This window comes from Microbacterium sp. E-13 (genome assembly GCF_049912955.1).
Taxonomy (GTDB): domain Bacteria; phylum Actinomycetota; class Actinomycetes; order Actinomycetales; family Microbacteriaceae; genus Microbacterium.
Genome location: NZ_CP183973.1, coordinates 1,868,169 through 1,885,328, shown reverse-complemented (window position 1 = coordinate 1,885,328; position 17,160 = coordinate 1,868,169). Strand labels below are relative to the sequence as shown.

Annotated in this window: 15 protein-coding genes; 12 read left to right on the top strand and 3 right to left on the bottom strand. The window is 70.7% G+C overall.

The annotated features are described in order from the left end of the window. Positions 1-27: 27 nt before the first annotated feature. Entirely contained in the window at positions 28-2,277 is a 2,250-nt protein-coding gene (locus ACN9MP_RS08530; RefSeq protein WP_426325630.1) for a RelA/SpoT family protein, read from the top strand. Here ACN9MP_RS08530 and ACN9MP_RS08525 read toward each other — a convergent pair. The 3 genes from ACN9MP_RS08525 to ACN9MP_RS08515 form a co-directional block, all read right to left on the bottom strand. Next, complete coding sequence (locus ACN9MP_RS08525; protein WP_426325628.1) at positions 2,256-2,813, bottom strand: type IV toxin-antitoxin system AbiEi family antitoxin; 558 nt, start codon at positions 2,811-2,813, stop codon at positions 2,256-2,258. The genes ACN9MP_RS08530 and ACN9MP_RS08525 overlap by 22 nt on opposite strands. A 100-nt stretch (positions 2,814-2,913) precedes the next feature. Beyond that, the gene (locus ACN9MP_RS08520; RefSeq protein WP_426325626.1) at positions 2,914-4,590 is read right to left on the bottom strand and encodes a DUF349 domain-containing protein; all 1,677 of its coding nucleotides are present in this window, start codon (positions 4,588-4,590) and stop codon (positions 2,914-2,916) included. 101 nt (positions 4,591-4,691) lie between these two features. Beyond that, on the bottom strand, positions 4,692-5,015 hold the full coding sequence (locus ACN9MP_RS08515; protein WP_426325624.1) for a dioxygenase: 324 nt from the start codon (positions 5,013-5,015) through the stop codon (positions 4,692-4,694). Between the two features lie 225 nt (positions 5,016-5,240). On the opposite strand from ACN9MP_RS08515, the gene ACN9MP_RS08510 reads away from it, so the two are divergent. The 11 genes from ACN9MP_RS08510 to ACN9MP_RS08460 all read left to right on the top strand — a co-directional run bounded on the left by ACN9MP_RS08510 (position 5,241) and on the right by ACN9MP_RS08460 (position 17,115). After that, the gene (locus ACN9MP_RS08510) at positions 5,241-6,542 is read left to right on the top strand and encodes a replication-associated recombination protein A (RefSeq protein WP_426325960.1); all 1,302 of its coding nucleotides are present in this window, start codon (positions 5,241-5,243) and stop codon (positions 6,540-6,542) included. A 217-nt stretch (positions 6,543-6,759) separates the two neighbouring features. After that, positions 6,760-7,389 (top strand): 30S ribosomal protein S4, encoded by a 630-nt coding sequence (gene rpsD / locus ACN9MP_RS08505; RefSeq protein WP_426325622.1) that lies wholly within the window; start codon positions 6,760-6,762, stop codon positions 7,387-7,389. A gap of 179 nt (positions 7,390-7,568) precedes the next feature. Beyond that, positions 7,569-7,886 carry an ATPase gene (locus ACN9MP_RS08500; RefSeq protein WP_426325620.1) on the top strand — a complete coding sequence of 106 codons (318 nt, stop codon included), beginning with the start codon at positions 7,569-7,571 and terminating at the stop codon, positions 7,884-7,886. 95 nt (positions 7,887-7,981) lie between these two features. Further along, on the top strand, positions 7,982-10,639 hold the full coding sequence (gene alaS, locus ACN9MP_RS08495; protein ID WP_426325618.1) for an alanine--tRNA ligase: 2,658 nt from the start codon (positions 7,982-7,984) through the stop codon (positions 10,637-10,639). A gap of 98 nt (positions 10,640-10,737) precedes the next feature. Next, positions 10,738-11,205 (top strand): Holliday junction resolvase RuvX, encoded by a 468-nt coding sequence (gene ruvX / locus ACN9MP_RS08490; RefSeq protein WP_426325616.1) that lies wholly within the window; start codon positions 10,738-10,740, stop codon positions 11,203-11,205. Further along, positions 11,205-12,863, top strand: a complete 1,659-nt coding sequence (gene mltG, locus ACN9MP_RS08485) for an endolytic transglycosylase MltG (protein WP_426325614.1) — start codon at positions 11,205-11,207, stop codon at positions 12,861-12,863. The genes ruvX and mltG overlap by 1 nt, the downstream gene beginning before the upstream one ends. After that, positions 12,830-13,708 carry a shikimate dehydrogenase gene (locus ACN9MP_RS08480; protein WP_426325612.1) on the top strand — a complete coding sequence of 293 codons (879 nt, stop codon included), beginning with the start codon at positions 12,830-12,832 and terminating at the stop codon, positions 13,706-13,708. The genes mltG and ACN9MP_RS08480 overlap by 34 nt, the downstream gene beginning before the upstream one ends. A gap of 30 nt (positions 13,709-13,738) precedes the next feature. Further along, positions 13,739-14,968 carry a chorismate synthase gene (gene aroC / locus ACN9MP_RS08475; protein ID WP_426325610.1) on the top strand — a complete coding sequence of 410 codons (1,230 nt, stop codon included), beginning with the start codon at positions 13,739-13,741 and terminating at the stop codon, positions 14,966-14,968. Beyond that, the gene (locus ACN9MP_RS08470) at positions 14,952-15,512 is read left to right on the top strand and encodes a shikimate kinase (protein ID WP_426325608.1); all 561 of its coding nucleotides are present in this window, start codon (positions 14,952-14,954) and stop codon (positions 15,510-15,512) included. The genes aroC and ACN9MP_RS08470 overlap by 17 nt, the downstream gene beginning before the upstream one ends. After that, a complete protein-coding gene (gene aroB, locus ACN9MP_RS08465) occupies positions 15,509-16,585 on the top strand; it encodes a 3-dehydroquinate synthase (RefSeq protein ID WP_426325606.1) in 1,077 nt (358 codons plus the stop codon). Before ACN9MP_RS08470 ends, aroB begins: the two co-directional genes overlap by 4 nt. Then, entirely contained in the window at positions 16,582-17,115 is a 534-nt protein-coding gene (locus tag ACN9MP_RS08460) for a GNAT family N-acetyltransferase (protein ID WP_426325604.1), read from the top strand. Before aroB ends, ACN9MP_RS08460 begins: the two co-directional genes overlap by 4 nt. Positions 17,116-17,160: the final 45 nt, after the last annotated feature.

The following is a 17,160-nucleotide window of genomic DNA, read 5'->3' as shown; positions in this document are numbered from 1 at the left end:
GAGGTCCAGCGGAGGGGAGGGCATCGAGTGACAGAGACCGTCCCTCCCGCCCAGTCATCCTCGCTTCGACGTCTCGTTCCCCGCATCTTCTCGCGGTCCGCGCGGCGAGACGACGTCGAGCAGCTCCTCCGCACGGTGCGAACGCACCACCCGAAGGGCGACCTCTCGATCGTCGAACGCGCCTACTCGGTCGCTGAGAAGGCGCACACCGGCCAGGCGCGGCAGAGCGGCGAGCCCTACATCACGCACCCGCTCGCCGTGGCCCAGATCCTCGCGGATCTCGGGCTCGGCCCGCGCGCCATCGCCGCGGCGCTCCTCCACGACACCGTGGAAGACACCGACTACTCGCTCGACATGCTCACCGCGGAGTTCGGCGACGAGGTCGCCATGCTCGTCGACGGGGTGACCAAGCTCGACAAGGTCAAGTACGGCGAGAGCGCTCAGGCCGAGACGGTACGCAAGATGATCGTCGCGATGTCGCGCGACATCCGGGTGCTCCTCATCAAGCTCGCCGACCGGTTGCACAACGCCCGCACGTGGGGATTCGTGCCCCCGGAGAAGGCCCGCAAGAAGGCGACGGAGACGCTCGAGATCTACGCGCCGCTGGCGCACCGGCTCGGCATCCAGGCGATCAAGTCAGAGCTCGAGGACCTGTCGTTCGCCGTCCTGCATCCCAAGCTCTACGCCGAGATCGACAGCCTCGTGAAGCAGCGCACCCCACAGCGCGAGCAGTACGTTCAGAACGTCATCGGCGCGGTCGACAGCGATCTGCGCGAGCTCCGCATCCGCGGTCGCGTGATGGGCCGGCCCAAGCAGCTGTACTCGGTGTACCAGAAGATGGTCGTTCGCGGTCGCGAGTTCGACGACATCTACGACCTCATCGGCATCCGCGTGCTCGTCGGCAGCGTTCGCGACTGCTACGCCGTGCTGGGCGCGATCCATGCCCGCTGGACGCCGCTGCCCGGTCGCTTCAAGGACTACATCGCGACTCCGAAGTTCAACCTCTACCAGTCGCTCCACACCACGGTCATCGGCCCCGGCGGGCGCACCGTCGAGATCCAGATCCGCACGCACGAGATGCATCAGCAGGCGGAGTACGGCGTTGCGGCGCACTGGAAGTACAAAGAGCAGATGAACGGCGGCAAGTCGGACTCCAAGTCCGTCGACACCGACATGGCCTGGCTCGCGCACATCTCCGACTGGCAGGCGGAGACAGCCGACCCGGGGGAGTTCCTCGACTCGCTGCGATTCGAGATCGGCGCGAAGGAGGTCTACGTCTTCACCCCGAAGGGGCGCGTCATCGGCCTTCCTTCCGGCGCGACTCCCGTCGACTTCGCCTATGCGGTGCACACCGAGGTCGGTCACCGGACGATGGGCGCCAAGGTCAACGGCCGTCTGGTTCCCCTCGAGTCCGAGCTCAAGAGCGGCGACGTGGTCGAGGTCTTCACGTCGAAGAATCCGGACGCCGGCCCGAGCCAGGACTGGCTGGGCTTCGTGCGCAGCACACGAGCCCGCAACAAGATCCGCGGCTGGTTCACGAAGGAGCGTCGCGAAGAGGCGATCGAGCAGGGCAAGGAGTCCATCGCCCGCGCGATGCGACGGCAGAACCTCCCGTTGCAGCGCCTGATGAGCCAGGACTCCTTCACCGAGGTCGCCCATCAGCTTCGCTACGAGGATGTCTCCGCCCTCTACGCCGCTGTCGGCGAGGGCCACGTCTCGACCCAGTCGGTGATCGAGAAGGTCACCGCGCTGGTGGCCGCCAACGACACCACGACCGGACCCATCGATCTGCCGGTGGTCGGCCGCACGCGCGCGCCGCGCGGCGGCGACTCGGGCGTCCTCGTGCGCGGCGCCCCCGACATCCTGGTCAAGCTGGCGAAGTGCTGCACCCCCGTGCCCGGCGACGAGGTCGTCGGCTTCGTCACCCGCGGCAGCGGCGTCTCGGTGCACCGCACGGACTGCACCAACGTGAAGTCGCTCATGCAGGACCCCGAGCGCCTGATCGACGTCGAATGGGCCCCGACCACGAAGAGCGTGTTCCTCGTGCAGATCCAGGTCGAGGCTCTCGATCGCGCCGGGCTGCTGAGCGACGTCACACGGGTGCTCAGCGAGCACCACGTCAACATCCTCTCCGCCACGGTCTCGACATCGAACGATCGGCTGGCGCTCAGCCGCTTCGTGTTCGAGATGGGCGACATCGTGCACCTGGACCGCGTGCTCAACGCCGTGCGCCGCATCGACGCCGTCTACGACGTCTACCGCGTCACGTCGTCCTGAAGGCCGGCGGCGATCGCCCGCAGCCGCACGAGCGCCGAGCGCTTGTACGGCAGGGTGCCTGCCTCCAGGCGCTCGATGGCGCGGGCTGCGGCATCCGGATCCATGTCGGCCAGGAGACCGGCGGCACCGATGTGCTCGGCGTCGCCCACGCGGGCGAGGTCCGCGAGGGTGCGCTCCGGGCTGGTGACGAAGACCCCGCCGACCAGCTGGAGGTCGTCGGCGCCGACCGGGAGATCGCGGTACACGACGCGGCGATCAGGCACGACATGCAGGCGTCGCGGCACGGCGCGCTGCACCGTGTGCCGGCTCGGCGCCAGCGGCAGGGCGCCGTGCACCCATGCCGCCGTGAGGTGCGTCGCCGCGAGGGTGTCGCCCAGCGTGAGCGCGAGGGATCCCGCGCGGAGCGCCGCCGTCTCGACGGCGTCGGCCGGCATATAGGCGTCGCCGAGGGCGACGAGGTGGCCGTCCAGGCAGGCAGCCGTCAGCTCCGCCCGGGAAAGCCGGTCGTCGGTGAAGTACAGGAAGGGCGATGCCACGGGGGCAGTCTGCCCCACCACGCGGGACGGGCGGATGCCGCGAGCCCACGCCTGTGGACAACCCGGCCGGCGACGAGGCACCGGCCGGGTCGACGACCTGTCAGCCTCCGAGTGCTTTGAGCCAGGACCGGCGAGCCTCGAGCGCGTCGCTCGCATTGGCGATGGCCCGCTTGTCGCCGGACTTCTTCGCGGCTTCGAGTTCGTCTTCGAGCTTCTGGATGGCGTCGGTGAGCTGGCGCGTCATGTCGTTCGCGCGCGCTTTCTGCTCGGGGTCGTTGCGCTTCCAGTCGGCGTCCTCGCGCGTGCGCAGGGCGTTCTCGACACGGCGGAGCTCGTCGTCGAGCGACCGCTCGGTGTCGCGCGGGAAGATGCGGCCGACCTCGTCCCAGCGACGCTGGATACCGGTGAGGATCGACCGCGCCTTCGCGATGTCGCGCTCGTCACCGACGGCCTTCGCCTCGCCGAGGAGGGCCCGCTTGAGCTCGATCTTCTCGCGAGACGCCTCGGCGTCCGCCGCTTCGCGCTCGATGCGCGCACCGTAGAGCGCGTCACCGGCGGCCTTGAACCGCGCCCACAGGGCGTCGTCGACCTTCTTGCCGGCTCGGCCGGCGGTCTTCCACTCGTCGAGCAGCTCGCGGTACGCGGGGATCCCGTCCTCTCCCTTCGAGGCGAGCGCCTCGGCCTTCTCGACCAGCCGGGTCTTGCGGTCGCGGACGCCCTTGTGCGCCTCGTCGAGCTCGGCGTAGAACGCCCTGCGGTGCTTGTCGACGGTGGCACGCGCGTCGCGGAATCGCTTCCAGAGCTGCTGCGCGGTCGACTTGGGGAGCCGGGGTCCGGTCTGCTGCTGAGACTGCCACTGCTCGAAGAGCGAATTGAGCTCGGTGGTCGCCTGCTTCCACTGGACCGTGCGGGGATCACGGGCGGCGAGGGCCTCAGCCTTCTCCACGAGCTCGGTGCGCGCCTTCACGGCTTCGTCGACGGCTTCGCGTGCGGCGACGGCCTCCGTCGCCGACTCGGCGGCGAGCGTCTCGGTCAGAGCGGCGACCCGCGCGACCAGGCTCGCGAGGTCGCCGACGGCGGCCGCGCCGTCGAGCTTTCCGTTGATCGTCCGCGCGGTGGCGCGCAGATCGGAGGCCGACGCCCCGCCTCTGCGGTGGCGCACCTCCAGGAGCGTCACCTCGCTGGCGAGGTCGGTGTACTTGCGCTCGAAGTAGGCGAGCGCCTCCTCGGCGGAGCCATCCGGGTACTGGCCGACGACACGCCAGCCCCCGGCCTCCCGCACGGAGACGGTGCCGTCGTCGTCGACACGGCCCCAGGGCTCGTCGGACGACGGGGCCGCGACCGGCGCGTCCTCTGCGACGACCTCGACAACCTCGACGGCGACCACGTCGCCGTCCTCGTCGATCGCGACGACGTCCACCTCGACGACGTCGATCTGCGCATCGGCGGCCTCGTCGCCGGCGTCGGAGGGCTGTGCGGGGACGTCGGAGTCGGCTGTCTCGGCCGCATCGGCATCCGGCTCGGCCGCATCGGCCTCGACGGCGTCCGCCTCGACGGCGTTCGCCTCGGCGTCGACGGCGCCCGGTTCGACGGTGTCCGCCTCGACCGCATCGGCCTCGACGGCGTCCGGTTCGACGGTGTCCGCCTCGACCGCATCGGCCTCGACGGCATCGGCCGCGTTCTGGGAGGCGACCGCTTCGGTCGAGATGTCGTTCTCGCCGCTGCCGGAGGTCTCGCGGGCGTTGTTGTCGGGCTGGGATTCTGCTGCGGCAGTCACGGGATGCACCTCATCGCGGCTCACGCCGTCTGTAGGGAGTAGGACGGCTCACAGCCTAGTACGGCCGGTGCTTCCTCTCCGATGCCCACGGACGCGAGGTCTCACGACGTGGGCGTCGCGCTCGGCTCCGGTTCGATCGGAGCGGAGGGCTCGGGGGTCGGCGTCGTGGTCGCGCCGGGGGTCGGCGTCGCACCGGGCGTCGGCGTCGAGGTGGGAGTCGGGGCCGGTGCGCCGGGCCCCGTGACGAAGTACACGGTCTGCGCGCCGATCAGCCCGAGCACGAGCACCCCGCCGACGATGCCCGCGATCAGGTTGTCTCGGCTGCGGCGCCGCGCCTGATCGTCGTGGAACCGGCGTCGCGCCTCGTACAGCCGCGTGCGCTCGCGCGCCGACCGTGCGTCACGGTTCTTGCCACCGGTCGCCACGTGGACTCCTCTGGTCGGTTCGTCGAGGCTCCGGTCGGATCGACGAGGCTCTGCGGTTCGTCGAGGTCTGCCCCGCCCGGATCAGGGTCCGGGCGGGTTGATCCTACGGCGCGGTGAGTCGGCCGCCAAAACCGCCGCCGATCCCTTGTCGCGGGCGCGGGATAGCCTGGGAGGGTGACCAGTCAGACCGCGCTCTTCCAGGGGCTGACGCCCCTCGCCGTGCGCATGCGTCCGACCTCGCTCGACGAGGTGGCGGGCCAGTCGCATCTGCTGCGCGCGGGCTCACCGCTGGTCACGCTCGCGAACCCGGATGCCGCGGCCCGGGCGGCGACGTCGGTGATCCTTTGGGGCCCCCCGGGGACGGGAAAGACGACCCTCGCGCAGGCGATCGCGCGCTCATCCGGCCGGCGTTTCGTCGAGCTCTCCGCCGTCACCGCGGGCGTCCGCGATGTGCGCGAGGTCATGCAGGAGGCGCTCACCCAGCGCGACCTCTACGGGCAGTCCACCATCCTCTTCCTCGATGAGATCCACCGGTTCACCAAGGCGCAGCAGGACGCACTGCTCCCGGGGGTCGAGAACGGCTGGGTCGTGCTCATCGCCGCGACGACCGAGAACCCGTCGTTCTCGGTCATCTCACCGCTGCTCTCGCGGTCGCTGCTCCTGACCCTCAAGCCGCTGACCGACGACGACCTGCGGATGCTCCTCGATCGCGCGGTCGACGATCCGCGGGGGCTGTCCGGCGCGGTCGCGCTGAGCGACGAAGCGCGCGACGCACTGGTGCGACTTGCTTCCGGTGACGCACGCCGGGCGCTCACCGCTCTCGAGGCCGCAGCATCGCTCGCCCTTCCCGAGGAGGAGGACGATGACGATGGGGATGCCGCGTCCGCGGTCCCCGAGATCACTCCTGAGCATGTCGCCCAGGCCGTCGATCGCGCGCTGCTCCGCTACGACCGGCAGGGCGACGAGCACTACGACGTCATCAGCGCGTTCATCAAGTCCATCCGCGGATCGGATGTCGATGCCGCGATGCATTACCTCGCGCGCATGATCGAGGCGGGGGAGGACCCGCGCTTCATCGCCCGGCGCCTCATCATCTCGGCCGCGGAAGACATCGGGCTGGCCGATCCGCAAGCCCTGCCCGTCGCCGTCGCGGCCGCGGATGCCGTGCAGTTCATCGGCATGCCGGAGGGTCGCATCCCTCTCGCCGAGGCCACGGCGTACCTCGCCACCACGGCGAAGTCGAACGCTGCGTACCTCGCGATCGACAAGGCCATCGCCGACGTGCGGGCGGGCGGCTTCGGACGCGTCCCGATGCACCTGCGCGACGCGCACTACCCCGGCGCGAAGCGGCTGGGGCACGGCAAGGGCTATGTTTACCCGCACGACGCCGAGATCGGCATCGCACCGCAGCAGTACCTGCCCGACGAACTGCGTGGCCGCCGCTACTACGAGCCGAAGGCGCTCGGTGCCGAGCGGGATGTGCGGGCCCGCCTCGAGAAGATCCGGCGGATTCTCGACGGCGGATAAGGCCATCTTCGACGCGCGACCTGGTCGTGGCGCTCTCATGAGAGCCCCACGCCGGATCTGCTAGGCTTGAGCGGCTCGAAACGCTGTTTTCGGGCATCCCCTTTCTTCTTCACCTACCTTCCGGCATGCCCCGGCGTGCAGTCCGGACAGGGCGAGGACAGGGCGATACGTCCGCGAGCCGTGAAAGACACGGCAGCGTCATCGAAAGGAACACTTCGTGGCTACGAAGTCCCAGGACCGCCGCAAGGTCCGTCTCTCCCGCGCCCTCGGCGTCGCGCTGACCCCCAAGGCAGCCAAGTACCTCGAGAAGCGCCCCTACGCGCCGGGTGAGCACGGCCGCACCAAGCGCAAGCAGGACAGCGACTTCGCCGTCCGCCTCCGCGAGAAGCAGCGTCTGCGCGAGCAGTACGGCATCCGCGAGAAGCAGCTGCGCATCCAGTTCAACGAGGCGCGCCGCACCCAGGGCCTGACGGGTGAGAACCTCGTCGAGCAGCTCGAGATGCGCCTGGACGCCCTCGTGCTCCGCGCCGGCTTCGCCCGCACCACCGCGCAGGCACGTCAGCTCGTCGTGCACCGTCACATCCTCGTGGACGGCCAGCTCGTCGACCGCCCGTCGTTCCGCGTCAAGCCGGGTCAGCTCATCCACGTCAAGGCCAAGAGCGAGGGCATCGAGCCCTTCCAGGTCGCCGCTCTCGGCGGTCACGCCGAGGTGCTGCCGCCCGTTCCGGGCTACCTCGAGGTCGAGCTCGACAAGCTCCAGGCCCGTCTCGTGCGTCGCCCCAAGCGCGCCGAGGTCCCCGTGGTCTGCGACGTCCAGCTCGTCGTCGAGTACTACGCGGCGCGGTAACCATCCGCCGCACGAAGGGCGCCGGGTCTCCCGGCGCCCTTCGTCGTCTCTGACGAGGGGGCGACGGTTCGGCATGGCCATGGCCGTTTCGGCATACGATGGGTGGATGCCGCGACCGGCGGCCCGCGCACCTCGATACGGTCGAAGAGCGACCCTCCGGCATCCAAGGAAGTGGTGACATGAAGAACCTCCTGTGGTTCCTGTTCGGCATCGCCGGCGGATTCGTTCTGGCACACCTGGTCAACAAGGACCCGCGCGGCCACGAGATGCTGGCCGACGTCGACGCCCGCATCACGGAGTTCACCGACCGCATGGGCGACGCGTACCGGGAGCAGGAGGCCCGCTTCGCCGGACTCGTCGACGACGTGCGGGATGCCGCGGCCGACGTCGCGAACACCGCCCGCGCCGTCGCAGCCGATGCCGCCGACAACGTCGCCGACGCCGGCGACAAGGTCGTCGGTGCCGCCGCCGACGCGGTGCGGAAGCTCTCCGACTGACTCGCGCGGCCCCACCGGCCACGAGGTCCACCACCGCTCCACCGCAGCAGCCACAACGAACACGCACGTACGCGCACGCACACGCAAGGACCCGAATGAAGACCGCCGAGATCGCCCAGCGCTTCCTCGACTATTTCGAGAAGAACGGCCACACCATCGTCCCCTCGGCATCGCTGGTGACCGACGACCCGGCGCTGCTGTTCACGGTGGCCGGCATGGTGCCGTTCATCCCCTACCTCTCGGGCGACGTGCCGCCGCCGTACCCGCGCGCGGCCGACAACCAGAAGTGCATCCGCACCAACGACATCGAAGAGGTCGGCAAGACCCCGCGGCACGGCACGTTCTTCCAGATGCTCGGCAACTGGTCGTTCGGCGATTACTTCAAAGAGAGCGCGATCCGCTACGCCTGGGATCTGCTGACCAGTCCCGAGTCCAGCGGGGGCCTCGGCTTCGACCAGAAGGATCTGTGGGTCACCGTCTACGAGGAGGACGACGAGGCGCACGATCTCTGGCTGAAGCTCACCGACCTTCCCGAGGACCGCATCCAGCGTCTGGGCAAAGACACGAACTACTGGAGCACCGGTCTTCCCGGTCCTGCCGGCCCTTGCTCGGAGATCTTCTTCGACCGGGGTCCCGAGTACGGCATCGACGGCGGCCCTGCCACCGATGACGACCGCTACGTCGAGATCTGGAACCTCGTGTTCATGCAGTACGAGATCACCAACGTGCGATCCAAGTACGACTTCGACATCGTCGGCGAGCTGCCGAACAAGAACATCGACACCGGCATGGGCCTCGAGCGGATCGCGTTCATCAAGCAGGGCGTCGACAACATGTACGAGACCGACCAGGTGCGTCCCGTGCTCGACAAGGCCGTCGAGCTCTCCGGTCGCACGTACGGTGAGGTCCACGACGACGACGTGCGGTTCCGGGTGGTCGCCGATCACGTGCGCTCTTCGCTCATGCTGCTGTCGGACGGCGTCACGCCCTCCAACGACGGCCGCGGGTACATCCTCCGCCGCCTCATGCGCCGTGTGATCCGCTCGATGCGCCTGCTCGGCGTCGACGGGCCCACGTTCGAGACGCTGTTCACCGCGTCGCGCGACGCCATGAAGGAGGCGTACCCCGTCGTCGAGACCGACTGGGCGCGCATCTCGCAGTACGCACTGGCCGAGGAGGCCACGTTCCTGCGCACCCTCGCGGCGGGGGAGTCGATCCTCGACGAGTCGCTCAGCGAGACGAAGGCCGGCGGCGGCACCACGCTCACCGGATCCGAGGCGTTCCTGCTGCACGACACCTACGGGTTCCCGATCGACCTCACGCTCGAGATCGCCGAGGAGGCGGGCCTCAGCGTCGACCGCGCGGCGTTCGACACGCTGATGCAGGAGCAGCGGGCGCGAGCGAAGGCCGACGCGCGGGCGCGCAAGCGCCAGCTCGCCGACACGAGCGTGTACCGCGACCTGCGCGCCCAGGGCGAGACCGTGTTCACGGGCTACACCGATCTGGAGGCCGAGTCGCGGGTTCTGGGCATCCTCGTCGACGGGGCGCCCGTCGACCGCGCGAGCGTCGGCCAGATCGCCGAGGTCATCCTCGCCGAGACCGCGCTGTACGCCGAGTCGGGCGGTCAGGTCGCCGACAAGGGCGTCATCGTGGGACCGGGCTACGAGCTCGAGGTCCTCGACGTGCAGAAGCCTGTTCCCGGCCTCATCAGCCACACGGTCGAGGTCTCGACCGGCGAAGTCGGCGTGGACCAGCCGGCGACGTCGGTCGTGGATGCCGCCAACCGCCGCTCCGCCCGCCAAGCCCACTCGGCGACGCACCTCGTGCACGCCGCGCTGCGCGACACGCTCGGCAAGACGGCGACGCAGGCGGGCTCGCTGAACCGCGCCGGCTACATGCGGTTCGACTTCTCGTGGGGTCAGGCGCTCTCGGATGAGACGAAGACCGAGATCGAGGAGATCGCCAACAACGCCGTCCGCGACAACCTCGAGGTGACCACGAGGGTGCTGCCGCTCGATGAGGCCAAGTCGCTCGGGGCGATGGCGCTGTTCGGAGAGAAGTACGGCGACACCGTGCGCATGGTCGATATCGGCGGACCGTGGTCGCGTGAGCTCTGCGCCGGCACGCACGTCTCGACCAGCGCCGAGATCGGGCTCATCAGCCTGGTCGGCGAGTCGTCGGTCGGCGCCTCCAACCGGCGTGTCGAGGCGCTCGTGGGCCTCGACGCATTCCGCTCGATGGCCGCTGAGCGCGCGCTCGTCTCGCAGCTGACGTCGACGCTGAAGGCCCCGCGCGACCTGCTTCCGGCGCGCATCGCGGAGCTCCAGGCGAACCTCAAGGCCGCCGAGAAGAAGATCGCGGCCCTCGAGTCGAAGGCCCTCGGCGAGAGGATCCCCGCCCTTGCCGCCGCGGCTGCCCGGGTGGGCGAGACGCTGGTGGTCGCCGAATCGCTGGGCACCGCAGCATCCGCCGACGACGTGCGCTCCCTCGCGCTGCAGCTGCGTGAGCGCCTGGGCTCCGGCGCCGCCGTCGTCGCGCTCGGCGCCATCGTCAACGAGCGACCCGTCGTGATCGTCGCCACCAACGACGCCGCCCGCGCCGCCGGCGCGAACGCGGGCGTGCTCGCCAAGGGCGCCGCCGGTGTGCTGGGCGGCGGCGGCGGCGGACGGGACGACGTGGCGCAGGGCGGCGGAACCGATGCCGCGGCCCTGGCGGCAGCGCTGAACTCGGTGAAGGACGCCCTCGGCGCATGAGCGGACAGCGTGCATGAGCGGACAGCGTGCATGAGCGGACAGCGTGCATGAGCGGACAGGACGCATGAGCGGACAGCGTGCATGAGCGGACAGGACGCATGAGCGGATTCCGGCGGGGCGCGCGCCTCGGCATCGACGTGGGCAAGGCGCGGGTCGGCGTGGCGAAGTGCGATCCTGACGGCCTGCTCGCCACGCCGGTCGAGACGGTGCCCCGCGATGACGCCTCTGTCGCGCGCATCGCGGCGCTGGCGGAAGAGCACTCGGCCTTCGAGCTGCTCGTCGGCCTGCCGATGAACCTGCGCGGCGACGACACGCCGTCGACGCGCGACGCGCGGGACTTCGCCGCCGCGCTGGCGGCGGCATCCCGCCTTCCCGTCCGGCTCGTCGACGAGCGCCTGTCCACAGTCTCCGCGCATGCGGCGCTGCGAAGTTCGGGCAGATCCCAGCGATCGTCGCGTAGCATCGTTGACCAGGTCGCCGCGGTCGTCCTGCTCCAGCAAGCGCTCGACGTCGAGAAGAGCACCGGACGACCTCCCGGAACCCCCGTCTCCCAGGAGCCCGCCTGATGCCCGACTCATCGCCTCACGGCGAAGCAGTGCCCCAGTCGCGTCGCGCGGCCCGCGAAGCGGCGGCCCGCCTGGCGGCCACGGGGGAGACCCCGACCGCCCGGGAATCTGCTCCCACGACCCCGCAACGGCCGCAGGCCGACCAGCCGACGGCGGATGCCACGCTGACCTGGGAATCGCTCATCACCGGCTCCACGCCCGTCGTGAACGACGCCGGCGCCTCCCCGGCAACGGCGGACGAGCAGCCCCGAAACGGCTTCCAGCCGGTGCCGCTGCGCAGCCCGCGACCGGCGCAGCCCGTCGAGGCCGATTCGTCGGACGACGACGCCTGGATCTTCGCAGCTGCCGGAGCCGGGCCGGCCATCCCGTATAGCCGCAGCGCCGCCACCTCGGCCGCTGCCCCCGCATCGGCCATCGGCCGCACCGCCGCGCCTCCCCACGAGCCGACCGACGTCCCACCCCTCTCCGCGGGCACGCTCGAGGACTTGTTCCGTGGTTCGAGCTCGACGGAGGACATCGGACACGTGCCGCCCCCCACGAACAAGAAGCGCCGGCGCATCGGCGGCTGGATCGCCCTCGGTGTCGTGCTCGTGATCCTCGGCGGCCTGGCAGCCGGAGGCCTGTGGGTCTGGACCACCTACGAAGAGCAGATCCGCGAGGTCATGGGGTGGCAGGAGCCGAAGGACTTCGCGGCAGGACTCGCCACCGGCGAAGTCTTCGTCACGGTCGCCCAGGGCGACACCGGGTCGCCGATCTCTCAGTCGCTGTACGACGCCGGGGTGACCAAGACGGCGGACGCCTTCTACGACTACCTGATCAAGACCGGCCAGAATCCCAACTTCCAGCCCGGCGTCTTCAAGCTCCAGAAGAAGATGACGAGCGAGGCGGCGCTCGCAGCCCTCCTGAACCCCGCCAACAAGCAGGAGTTCACGGCGCAGATCCCCGAGGGCTTCACCGTGGACGGCACGCTCGAGCGCCTGTCGGAGGGCACGGGCATCCCGCTCGATCAGCTCACGGCCGCCGCGGCCGACCCGTCGGTCTACGGCGTGACGCCCGACCCGGCGGTCGTCGCGGCAGGTGGGCAGCCGCTCGAAGGGTGGCTGTTCCCCGCGACCTACACCTTCGACCCGAACGTCACGGCGCAGTCGGCCATCAAGACGCTCGTCGACCGCACGAAGGAGTCGCTCGACGCCGCCGGCGTGCCGGAGGACAAGCGCCAGGAGATTCTCACGCTCGCGTCCATCATCCAGCGCGAGGCCCGCTACGAGGCCGACATGCAGAAGGTGTCGCGCGTCATCCAGAACCGGCTGGACCCGGGCAACCAGGAGACGTTCGGCAAGCTGCAGATGGACTCGACCGCGCAGTACGGCTACGGCGAGATGCACGACGGCACGGTGAGCTCCTCGGAGGAGGCGCTCAACGACCCGAACCCGTGGAACACCTACGTCCACACCGGGCTGCCGGTCGGACCGATCTCCAACCCCGGAGACGTCGCCATCGACGCCGCGATGCACCCCGCGGACGGACCCTGGCTCTACTTCGTGACCGTCGACCTGAACACCGGCGAGACCATCTTCAGCTCGACCTATGCCGAGCACCTGAAGTACGTCGACCAGTGGCAGCGGTGGTGCCGCGACAACCCGGACTCGGGGTGCTGAGCCCGAACGCGTCGCGGCTGGAGGTGTGGGGCGACCCCATCGCCCACAGCCGCTCGCCGCAGCTGCACGCGGCGGCCTACCGCCTGCTGGACCTGGAGTGGACGTACGGTCGACGCCGGGTGAGCGAGACCTCCTTCGCCGGCGAGCTCGCGGCGCTCGACGACGGCTATCGCGGGCTTTCCCTCACGATGCCGCTCAAGGGCGTGGCCTTCGCCGCGGCGGCAAGCCTCGACCGGCGCGCCCAGCTCACGGGCGCGGTGAACACCCTGCTGCTCGATTCCGACGGCCCTCGCGGCTTCAACACCGACGTCGGCGGGATCGTGCGTGCTCTCGCCGACGACGGCGTCACGCACATTCCTCGGGCGCGCATCGTCGGCGCGGGCGCCACCGCCACCTCCGCGCTGGTGGCGCTGGCCGAGCTCGGTGCGCAGGAAGTGGAGGTGGTGGCACGGCGCCCCGAGGCCGTCGAGCCGCTCGCCGGCCTGGGCAGTCGACTCGGGGTGGCGGTCTCGACCGCGTCGTTCGCGGCATCCGTCCATCCCGAAGTGGCACTCACGATCGCGACCCTGCCGGGCGACGCGCCGATTCCGGATGCCTCCGCCGACGCTCTCGCCCGGTCGGGCGGCCCCCTGCTCGACGTCGTCTACGGGCACTGGCCGACTCCGCTGTCGGCCGCGTGGGAGCGCGCGGGCAGCCCGGCACGGTCGGGGCTCGGGATGCTGCTGCACCAGGCCCTGCTGCAGATCCGGATCTTCCGCCACGGTGACCCGAACACGCCGCTCGTGGGCGAGGACGACGCGCTGGACGCGATGCGCCGGGCGCTCGAGGAGCCCGCGGCGGCGTAACGGCGCCCCGGGCCGTGGGAGACTGGAGCAATGCTCCGCGTGCTCACGGCCGGCGAATCGCACGGTCCCGAACTCGTCGCCGTCATGGAGGGTCTGCCTGCGGGCGTCCCCATCTCCCGCGCCGCGATCCAGGCGGATCTCGCGCGCCGCAAGCTGGGCTACGGCCGCGGGTCGCGGATGAAGTTCGAAGAGGACGAGCTGACGATCTCGTCGGGCGTCGTCCACGGCACGAGTCTCGGCAGCCCCGTAGCCCTCCGCATCGGCAACACCGAGTGGCCCAAGTGGGTCGAGGTGATGAGCCCCGAGCCGGTCGAGCTCACCGAGAAGTCACGCGGCCGCGGTGCGGCTCTCACTCGTCCGCGCCCGGGTCACGCCGACCTCGTGGGCATGCAGAAGTACGGGTTCGACGAGGCGCGACCGATCCTCGAGCGCGCGAGCGCCCGCGAGACGGCCGCGCGCGTCGCGCTCGGCGCACTCGCACGCGCGTTCCTGGCCGAGCTCGGCATCCGTCTCGTCAGCCACACGCTCTCGATCGGCCCCGTGCGGGTGCCCGAGGGGGCCGCTCTGCCCACGCCCGACGACGTCGACGCGCTCGACGCCGACCCCCTGCGCTGCTTCGACCCTGCCACGAGCGCGGCGATGGTGGCGGAGGTCGACGACGCGCGCAAGGAGGGCGACACGCTCGGCGGCATCGTCGAGGTGCTCGCCTACGGCCTGCCGCCGGGACTCGGCTCGCACGTGCACTGGGACCGGCGTCTCGACGCCAAGCTGGCGCAGGCGCTCATGAGCATCCAGGCCATCAAGGGCGTCGAGGTCGGCGACGGCTTCGAGACGACCCGCCGTCGCGGCTCGGCCGCCCACGACGAGTTGTTCGCCGCGGGCGACGGCATCACGCGCTCGAGCGACAAGGCCGGCGGCACCGAGGGCGGCATGTCCACCGGCACCGTCCTGCGGGTACGCGCCGGGATGAAGCCCATCGCCACGGTGCCGCGCGCGCTGCGCACCGTGGACGTCACCACGGGCGACGCGGCGTCGGCCCATCACCAGCGGTCCGACGTGTGCGCCGTGCCGGCGGCGGGTGTGGTCGCCGAGGCGATGGTCGCCGTCGTGCTCGCCGACGTGATCCTCGAGAAGTTCGGCGGCGACAGCGTCACCGAGACGCGCCGCAACCTCGAAGGGTATCTTGCGGCGATCCCCGACGCGCTGCGCAGCGCGTCGGACAGCGACGCCGGCCTCGCCGACCATGACCTCGCGCTCTGACGCCGTCGTGCTGATCGGCCCGATGGGGGCCGGTAAGACGAGCATCGGCAAGAAGGCGGCGCGCGCCCTCGGTCTCCCGTTCTTCGACACGGACGCCGCGGTGGTGCGCGACCACGGACCGATCGACCGGCTCTTCGTGGAACACGGCGAGGCGCATTTCCGCGCCGTGGAGCGCGAAGCCGTCATCGAAGGGCTTGCCAGCGGCGGCATCGTGTCGCTCGGGGGCGGCGCGGTTCTCGATCCCGAGACGCGCGCGGACCTCGCACGCCATCGCGTCGTGCTCTTCACCGTCTCGCCGCGGGTCGTGGCCGGCCGCATCCGCGACTCGAACCGGCCGCTGCTGCAAGGCGGCACCGACGCGATCGAGCGGTGGACGACGATCTTCGAGGAGCGTCGGCCGGTCTACGAAGAACTCGCCGACATCACCCTCGACACCTCGACCGGTCCGCTGCAGGACGTCGTGGACGCGCTCGTGGCGTGGGTCCGGGGCGGCGGCGAGTCGCCGGACACGACCGGCGAACATCAGAAGGAGCAGACGGCATGACGGATGCCACGACCATCACCGTGAGCGGAGACGCGAGCTACGGCATCAGCGTGGGGCACGGCATCCTGCCGTCCCTCGCCGAGGCGCTCCCGCCCGCCGCGCGCAAGGTGCTCGTGATCCACCCGCCCACGCTGAGCGAGCAGGCGGAGCGCCTGCGCGCGCAGCTGACGGCCGATCGGGAGGTGCTCCTCGCCGAGATCCCCGATGCCGAGGCCGGTAAGCGCATCGAGGTCGCCGCCTTCTGCTGGCAGGTCATGGGCAAGGCCGACTTCACGCGCACCGACGCCGTCGTCGGCTTCGGCGGGGGAGCGGTGACGGACCTCGCCGGATTCGTCGCGGCCACGTGGCTGCGCGGTGTCGAGGTCGTGCAGGTGCCGACCACGGTGCTCGGCATGGTCGATGCCGCCGTCGGCGGAAAGACCGGCGTGAACACCGCCGAGGGCAAGAACCTCGTCGGCGCCTTCTGGGCGCCGCGAGCCGTCATCTGCGATCTCGACCTCCTCGACACCCTGTCGCGCAACGAGCGCGTCGCCGGTTACGCCGAAGTCGTGAAGGCCGGGTTCATCTGGGCGCCCGAGATCCTCGACCTGATCGAGGCCGATCCCGAGAACGCGGTGGATCCTCGCAGCGCCGCCTTCCGCCGCACCATCGAGCTCGCCATCGACATGAAGGCGCGCGTCGTCGGAGAGGATCTCCGCGAGGCCGGCCTCCGCGAGATCCTGAACTACGGCCACACCCTCGGCCACGCGATCGAGCACGCCGAGCGCTACCGCTGGCGCCACGGCGCGGCGATCTCCGTGGGCATGGTCTTCGCCGCGGAGCTGTCGCGCCTCGCGGGCCGGCTCCCGGATGCCGCGGCCCAGCGCCACCGAGACATCCTCGAGTCGCTCGGGCTGCCGACCAGCTACCGCCCGGGCGCGTGGCCGCAGCTGCTGTCGACGATCCAGCGCGACAAGAAGAGCCGAGGCGGCATGCTCCGCTTCATCGTGCTCGACGACATCGCGAAGCCGACCGTGCTGCAGGCGCCCGACGAGTCGCTGCTCTTCGCGGCCTACCAGGAGGTAGCGGGGTGACCTCGCCCGCCGTTCGGCGCGTCCGCGCCGACGAGTGGGAGGCGGTGCGCGCGCTGCGCCTGCAGGCGACGGGCGATCCCGACGCCGCGATGGCGTTCCTCGAGACGCCCCAGCAGGTCGAAGCACGACCGGAGCAGTTCTGGCGCGATCGCGCGGAGCTGGCCGCCGGCAGCGAGACCACCGCGCAGTTCGTGGCAGAGGTCGACGACCTCTGGGTCGGCGGCCTGTCGGTGCTGATCCGGGCAACGGGGCAGAAGGACCACCTCGGCCGATTCGTCGACGACCGCCGCGCCGACGTCGTCGGCGTGTACGTGAACCCCGACCATCGCGGCTCGGGCGCCGTCGACCTGCTGCTCGCCGCAGCGGCCGAGTGGGCGGCGGGTCTCGGCCTCCGCCGGCTCAGTCTCGACGTCCACCGCGACAATCACCGTGCCCAGGCCGCCTACCGGCGCGCCGGGTTCGTCCTCACCGGTGAGACCTTCACGAGCGTGATCGGCCCCGAGCTGGTCATGGCGCGGCAGCTGCCCTGACAGCCCACGAGGCCTCGCCCCGGCGCGGGACGAGGCCTCGATGAG

Bases quoted from the DNA above. Each gene is read 5' to 3' on its own strand.
- ACN9MP_RS08510 (WP_426325960.1), top strand. From the start codon at position 5,241: ATGCGTCCGACCTCGCTCGACGAGGTGGCGGGCCAGTCGCATCTGCTG.
- ACN9MP_RS08500 (WP_426325620.1), top strand. From the start codon at position 7,569: ATGAAGAACCTCCTGTGGTTCCTGTTCGGCATCGCCGGCGGATTCGTT.
- alaS (WP_426325618.1), top strand. From the start codon at position 7,982: ATGAAGACCGCCGAGATCGCCCAGCGCTTCCTCGACTATTTCGAGAAG.
- ruvX (WP_426325616.1), top strand. From the start codon at position 10,738: ATGAGCGGATTCCGGCGGGGCGCGCGCCTCGGCATCGACGTGGGCAAG.
- mltG (WP_426325614.1), top strand. From the start codon at position 11,205: ATGCCCGACTCATCGCCTCACGGCGAAGCAGTGCCCCAGTCGCGTCGC.
- aroC (WP_426325610.1), top strand. From the start codon at position 13,739: ATGCTCCGCGTGCTCACGGCCGGCGAATCGCACGGTCCCGAACTCGTC.
- ACN9MP_RS08470 (WP_426325608.1), top strand. From the start codon at position 14,952: ATGACCTCGCGCTCTGACGCCGTCGTGCTGATCGGCCCGATGGGGGCC.
- aroB (WP_426325606.1), top strand. From the start codon at position 15,509: ATGACGGATGCCACGACCATCACCGTGAGCGGAGACGCGAGCTACGGC.